6 protein-coding genes are annotated in these 5,497 nt (G+C 58.5%); 1 reads left to right on the forward strand and 5 read right to left on the reverse strand.

Features of this window, described 5'->3' with window-relative positions; all coding sequences use genetic code 11:
- A partial coding sequence (locus tag ACWIZX_RS14945) for a hypothetical protein (RefSeq protein ID WP_448336356.1) occupies window positions 1-373 on the forward strand: 373 nt, incomplete at its 5' end.
- A gap of 25 nt (window positions 374-398) precedes the next feature.
- Here the strand turns inward: ACWIZX_RS14945 and ACWIZX_RS14950 are convergent.
- The 5 genes from ACWIZX_RS14950 to ACWIZX_RS14970 all read right to left on the reverse strand — a co-directional run.
- Window positions 399-797 (reverse strand): hypothetical protein, encoded by a 399-nt coding sequence (locus ACWIZX_RS14950; RefSeq protein WP_322792443.1) that lies wholly within the window; start codon window positions 795-797, stop codon window positions 399-401.
- Window positions 798-807: 10 nt separating this feature from the next.
- Window positions 808-1,932 (reverse strand): hypothetical protein, encoded by a 1,125-nt coding sequence (locus tag ACWIZX_RS14955; RefSeq protein WP_448336357.1) that lies wholly within the window; start codon window positions 1,930-1,932, stop codon window positions 808-810.
- 417 nt (window positions 1,933-2,349) lie between these two features.
- The gene (locus ACWIZX_RS14960) at window positions 2,350-2,637 is read right to left on the reverse strand and encodes an AbrB/MazE/SpoVT family DNA-binding domain-containing protein (RefSeq protein ID WP_448336358.1); all 288 of its coding nucleotides are present in this window, start codon (window positions 2,635-2,637) and stop codon (window positions 2,350-2,352) included.
- 154 nt (window positions 2,638-2,791) lie between these two features.
- Window positions 2,792-4,222 (reverse strand): MGH1-like glycoside hydrolase domain-containing protein, encoded by a 1,431-nt coding sequence (locus tag ACWIZX_RS14965; protein ID WP_448336359.1) that lies wholly within the window; start codon window positions 4,220-4,222, stop codon window positions 2,792-2,794.
- Window positions 4,212-5,497, reverse strand: a 1,286-nt coding sequence (locus ACWIZX_RS14970; protein ID WP_448336360.1) for a beta-galactosidase small subunit family protein, incomplete at its 5' end; no start/stop codon positions are given. The genes ACWIZX_RS14965 and ACWIZX_RS14970, both read right to left, overlap by 11 nt.

Raw genomic sequence — 5,497 nt, forward strand, 5'->3', positions numbered from 1 at the left:
TAAATTAGGTGAACTTGAACAAAATAGTCAGATAAAACAGCATATCATCAATCTCGAAATCACTCTAAACGATAACCAAAACCATTTGCAGTGTAGAGTCAATCGTCAACGCAAAAGGATGACCATCCTTACCAATGAAGATAATGAAGATCAGAAAATGATCACTATCAAAGGTGAAACTCTGTCTCTTGAGGGATCAGACTCGGAATTTAATTCGCAAATCAACCTGGTTTCCAAAACACACGAAGAAGCTGTCTATTATGTACAGCCTTGGCATATTCGGTGCACAATCCGCGTTCAAAGCGAGAAGATTTGTGTGTATATAGAGAGTGATGAAGAGAAATCGGATCATTTCGAAATGTGTATCTCTTAGGCAAACTAATTTTCCCCGAATATCCTCACTCCCCCTGCCCGGCCGGGCGGTTGAGGCGGTAGGCCAGCAAAACCGCCAGCGGCGGCAGCAAAAAGAGCAGCCCGCCCAGCAAGTTGGTGGTCAGGTTCAACCCCAGCGGGTCGGCCAGCAACAGAATCAGCCCCTCGCTCACGTAGGCCGCCAGCAGCGCTTTCCACCACATGCCGCGCCCGGCCGTGCGGCGCAGCGCCAGCCAGCCGCCCAGTCCAACCCCCAGCGGGTAAAGCAGGATGACCGCTAAAATGCCGTAAATCAGATCCTCCCAGCCGGAAGAGCGGATGACGTTGAGATCCAATAACAGGCGGAGGAACAGCACACCGCCGATCACGGCAAGGATGCCGCCCGTAATGCTGCCCAGCAAACCGAACAAGATTCTTTTGGTCATAGACTCCTTCCTATATCATAACGCCTTCTCGCCGCAGCATCTCCAATGCAAGTTCGGCTTCCTCTAATGTCAGGTTGCGGTGACCGCCGCTATGATCCTGTTCCCAAAGGGACAGCACAAAGCCCTGTCCGCCCAGCTCTCGGACGATTTTTTGTGCTCCGGCGGGGGTGACATAGACCTGGCAGAGTTTATGGTGACGGCGGATTTCCGTCAGCACCTCCGGCCAGTCTTCCGCCGGCGGAGCACCATCGCCAGGAATCCACTGGATGCCTTTCAATTGTTCAATTTCCAGCAGGCTTTTCAAATGGGGCAGCTGCCCTTTGCCATCCAGATGATAAAAGGGGTACTGGATCGCCTGAGAACAGGTGATCAATGTCGGCAGTACGAATGTTTTGAACATGCGCGGCGAGATCATATAGGCAAAATCGCACTGCAGCATGTAACCGTTCGCCGGCATCCATAACGGTGCCCAGCTGGAAAAGCCGCGTTCGGCTGTTTCTAAATTCTGGTTAAGCTGTGAGAATACTTCAAGCCAGACCCCGGCAATTTGATTGCACAGTCGGATCACTTCCTGGGGGGTATCCACAAGATCCAGCAGTAATTTTTCGGTGCTCCGCAGGCTCGCCAGGATGTCCAGTATTCCACCCAAATCGGGGTAACCGATGGTCAGCATCTTCCCCCAGCGCTGCACAGCCGCTTTAAAAATGCCCAGCACACGCTGGTAATATTCATTTTCCGGATCAAAAGATAAAGAAACCGTTTTGAGGTCGGCATCTTTCAGGATGGGATGAAACCATGTAGTGCCGTTTTCGTACCTTGCCTGACTTCCCAGAAACGCGGCCAGAACCCCCGGCCCAAAATTCAACCACCAGCGGGGGTAGGCATCCCCCAGCCAGTGCACCGATTGAATGACCGCTTCGACTTGCAAAAGCACCTGTTCAGGAGCCAGACTTGGGTCAAATTGAAAAAGATTGGGATAGAGATGTTCATACCCGAAACCGCTTTGGGCATCGAAAGCTTCAATGACGACAAGGGGACGATTCAGTTTACCCTGCCACCACAGCAGCCAGTCATTTCTTAACTTGGACCAATGATGATTTGTAAATTGGGAAAGTGTGCTCATGGTTTCGTGCATTTGCCTCAATTCTTATGGATTTGCAAGAAATGGGAGCGCATCAGGCGGTTCTGAAAAGAACTCAGAAACATTCCGCAGAGCAAAAACTCCGGCAGCAGCAGTCGGCAGAAATAGGGCGATATGGGCAAGACGATTAGGGTTCATGGGTTCTTCAAACAGTCATCATGGTTGTCTATATTTCTCAAGAAAATAATCGTCTGTTTGTTTTTACGTTCAATCTGGAAGGTGAAACGGTACTTCTGATCTACCCGAGCTTCCCAGATATTCTCTGTTCCCCGAATTTTTTTGACCTGTAAGGACGCATGTCTAGGATTCTCTGCCAGCAATTGCAGGGCTTTAACCGCCTTTTCCCGAACGGGTTCTGGCAGGGCGCGAAAGGCTTTTTTGAATCGTTCGGTTCGGCTGAACTGCACGGGGCTACTCTTCGGTCAGGTCTTCAATCAAATCGTCAACGGTTGAAAATGTGCGCACCCGCCCCGACCGGATATCTGCTTCGGCTTCCTGTTCGCCCGCCTGCCAGCGCGGTGTCCAGAAATAAACCTGGTTGCGATCCACTGCGGCAACAGGCGTCAAGATTATCTGTCCTTCCTCGCTCACTTCGATGCGCAGCAGGTCGCCTTCGGAAAGTCCCACCTTGCGCCGCACGGAACCGGGAAGAGTAATGCGCCCATTACTTGCAACCTGTATCACCTCATTTACGCCCATGATCACCTCCGATAGGGAGGATACAACCGTTTTTCCATTTTGTCAATATGTTTATTTTCCACTTCTCCAGCCAGAACCGGCTCAATCGGTCAACAAGGACTTTACCGGAATAGCGCGCCATCCACACTGCGCTGCGGCGCGCCCCGTCCTCATCTCACTCCTCCACTGCCATCTCCAGGCGGTGCGCGCCTTCCAGCCCGGCGGGGAGGAAAGCCTCATGCAGCTGTCCGTCCAAGCGGCAGGCAGTCAGGCGGCTGCCCCGCCCTTCTACCCGCAGCGAGAGGCGCGCGCCGCGGTAGGGCAGGTATTCCAGCTCCAGCCAGCCCAGGCCGGGCGGCAGGTAAGGCGCAAAGTGCACCCCATCGGGTTCAAAACGCATTCCCAACACACCCAGCAGAATCATGCGCATATAAGCGGTCGCACTCCAGCTCTGGCGCGCGCAGGATTCCCACTCCCAGCCGCTGGCGCCCTTGCCCGCCTCCTGCAGTCCGCCGTAGATTTCGCCGGTCAGCGGGTGGTAAATTTCGGCGCACTGGGCAAAGCGGTTGAACAGCACGGTCAGGTGAGCCAATTCTCCATCAAACAGATCGCTCCGTCCGCCGTGCAGGCCGGCCTCAGCCCAAAAGGCGTTGATGAACGGCCAGATCGTGCCGCTGTGCCGGCCGAAGCCGCCGCGTTCGGCATAGCGCGCAAAGGTCGGCCAGACGCAGGCCACCCCCCACGGCGTGCGGTACAGGCGGCGCAGGATGGAGGCAGTCTGTTCGGCGTCGGCAATTCCGAACAGGATTGCAAAGGCGTGGCCCAGCCCTTCTTGCGCCTCACAGCGGCCTTCTTCGTCCAGTAAATAGTCGAAAAGACCGCTGCGCGGGTTCCAGAAATGGCGGTGGATGCTCTCCCGCAGGCGCTCGGCGGTGACCTCGTCTTCCGGCAGCGGCGGCAGACCCAGCTCAACCGCCATGCGCGGCAGAAGCCGGTACACCGCGGCGTAAACGCAGTTGGTGGAAAGGGTCATCATTGGGATGCCGTAGCCGCGCGCAGCCTTTTCGGCGGGGTGGTACTGCACCCAGTCGAGGATCGAGCTGGTTGCGCCGGGCGAATAACGGTCAGGGTAAGCCGCCACCCCATCACCGTACACCGCCGGCCCGCGGAACAGGCCGAACTGCGGATCGTACTCCTCATCCTCAAAACGGCGCAGGCTGTTGCGCGCCGCCCGATAACCGAGTTCCAGTGTGTTGCGGTCACCGGTGTAGAGGTAATAAGCCCACAGGCCGACGACCCAGAGGACCGCATCCCAGTACTGCCCGCCGATCGCAACCCCGTCCGCGCTTTCCTCCAGCACCGAGAGCAGCGTATCCCGCGCCACCTGCGGGTGAGTCAGGCCCAGGCCGTTCCACACGTTGATGGCGGCGTCGCGCGTCCAGGGCGTGTCGTAGTCCAGCCCGGCCAGCAGCACCGGCCGGTCTTCGTCGCCCGGCGGGTACGGCTGGATGTTGCCCAGCAGGTCGCCGGCGGCAATGCGGTAGGCGCGTTCGACGGCCGCATTGCCGCAGCGCAAAGTTGGAAAGGCCGCAATCTCAAATTCCATTCTCACCCCCCTCCCCTTCCGCCGTAAAAGCCGACGGCAGTTCCACCCAGCGCCGCCCGATGGAGCGCGGGTCATCGCCCGGGGCAAGCGGCTGGAACAAAAGGGTGAAGCGTTCGGCAGCCGGATGAAGCAAATAGCCCTCCCCCACCCCCGGCCCGCAGGAGGCGCTGCCCAAACCCAGTTGTCTGACATCCAGATTCAGGTAAACCTGCGGGCGGCGCGCCAGCTCGACGCTGTGCAGGGCGCGGTAGAGGTCATCGGCGGTGAAGTGACTGACCGAAACTTCCAGCAGGCGGTCGGCGCTGGCCAGCAGCCCCCAGCCGGCTGCATCCCGCAGGGCTGCCCAGCGCACATCGGTTTTGTTGCCGTTTGCCTGCGGCATGATGTAGGGCACAAACTGCTCATCCACGCTGCCGCAGTACAGCCCAACCGGCGCGCCGCGCTTGCGGTCGGCATAACTCTCATGCGGGCCGCGCCCCAGCCAGCAGAACTGTTCAAAACCGGGCGGCAGGGTCAGTTGAACCCCGAGGCGCGGCAAAACCGGCAGTCGGCCGAAGGGTCGCAGGTCCACCTGCAGCGCCAGCCAGCCGCTGCCGGTCAAGGTGTAGTTGCTGAACATGCGGTATCCGGCCGGCACATCCCGCGCACAGATCCGATGAACGGCGCGGACGCTGACGCTGCCTTCCTCTCCGCTCTTCCAATGCATCTCCAGCAGATGGTGTTCCAGGCCGTCCAGACCGGCGTCCAGCCACTCGCCGAGCAGTTTCCCATGATGATCCTGCGCCCACTTGAAACCGTCGTTGTCGGTCGGCGCCCGCCACAGGTTCAACTGCACGCCGTGCTCGACCAAGCGCACACCCTGAAAGCGGAAGTCGGTCAGAAAACCGCTGTGCAGGTCAAAGTGAACTTCACCGGCCGGGGCGCGCAGGTGCAGCCCGCTTGAATCGGCCTGCGCCTCTACCGGCGGCAGGCCGCCGGTTGGGTGAATCACCGGCGGTACATCCAGCGGCAGGCGGAACTGCTCCCAGGCGACCTCGTGATCGGCCTCTGCCCAGGCGCAGTCCTCCGCCAGCCGAAAACGCAGGGTCAAAAAGGCTTCCTGTCCCGGACGCAGGGGAGGCAGGCGGTAGTTCAGCTGCAGCGGCTGGCTCTCGCCGGGCGGGGTAGAAAGAAGCGGCAAACTGCCGCGCTGCCAGACTTCGCCGTCCACTGCAATTTCCCACTCGCCGCGCAGGTGGGAAAGCGGGAGAAAATCATAGTCGTTGTGAATTTCAA

Source organism: Bellilinea sp. (assembly GCF_053501535.1).

Bases quoted from the DNA above. Each gene is read 5' to 3' on its own strand.
- ACWIZX_RS14950 (WP_322792443.1), bottom strand. From the start codon at position 797: ATGACCAAAAGAATCTTGTTCGGTTTGCTGGGCAGCATTACGGGCGGC.
- ACWIZX_RS14955 (WP_448336357.1), bottom strand. From the start codon at position 1,932: ATGCACGAAACCATGAGCACACTTTCCCAATTTACAAATCATCATTGG.
- ACWIZX_RS14960 (WP_448336358.1), bottom strand. From the start codon at position 2,637: ATGGGCGTAAATGAGGTGATACAGGTTGCAAGTAATGGGCGCATTACT.
- ACWIZX_RS14965 (WP_448336359.1), bottom strand. From the start codon at position 4,222: ATGGAATTTGAGATTGCGGCCTTTCCAACTTTGCGCTGCGGCAATGCG.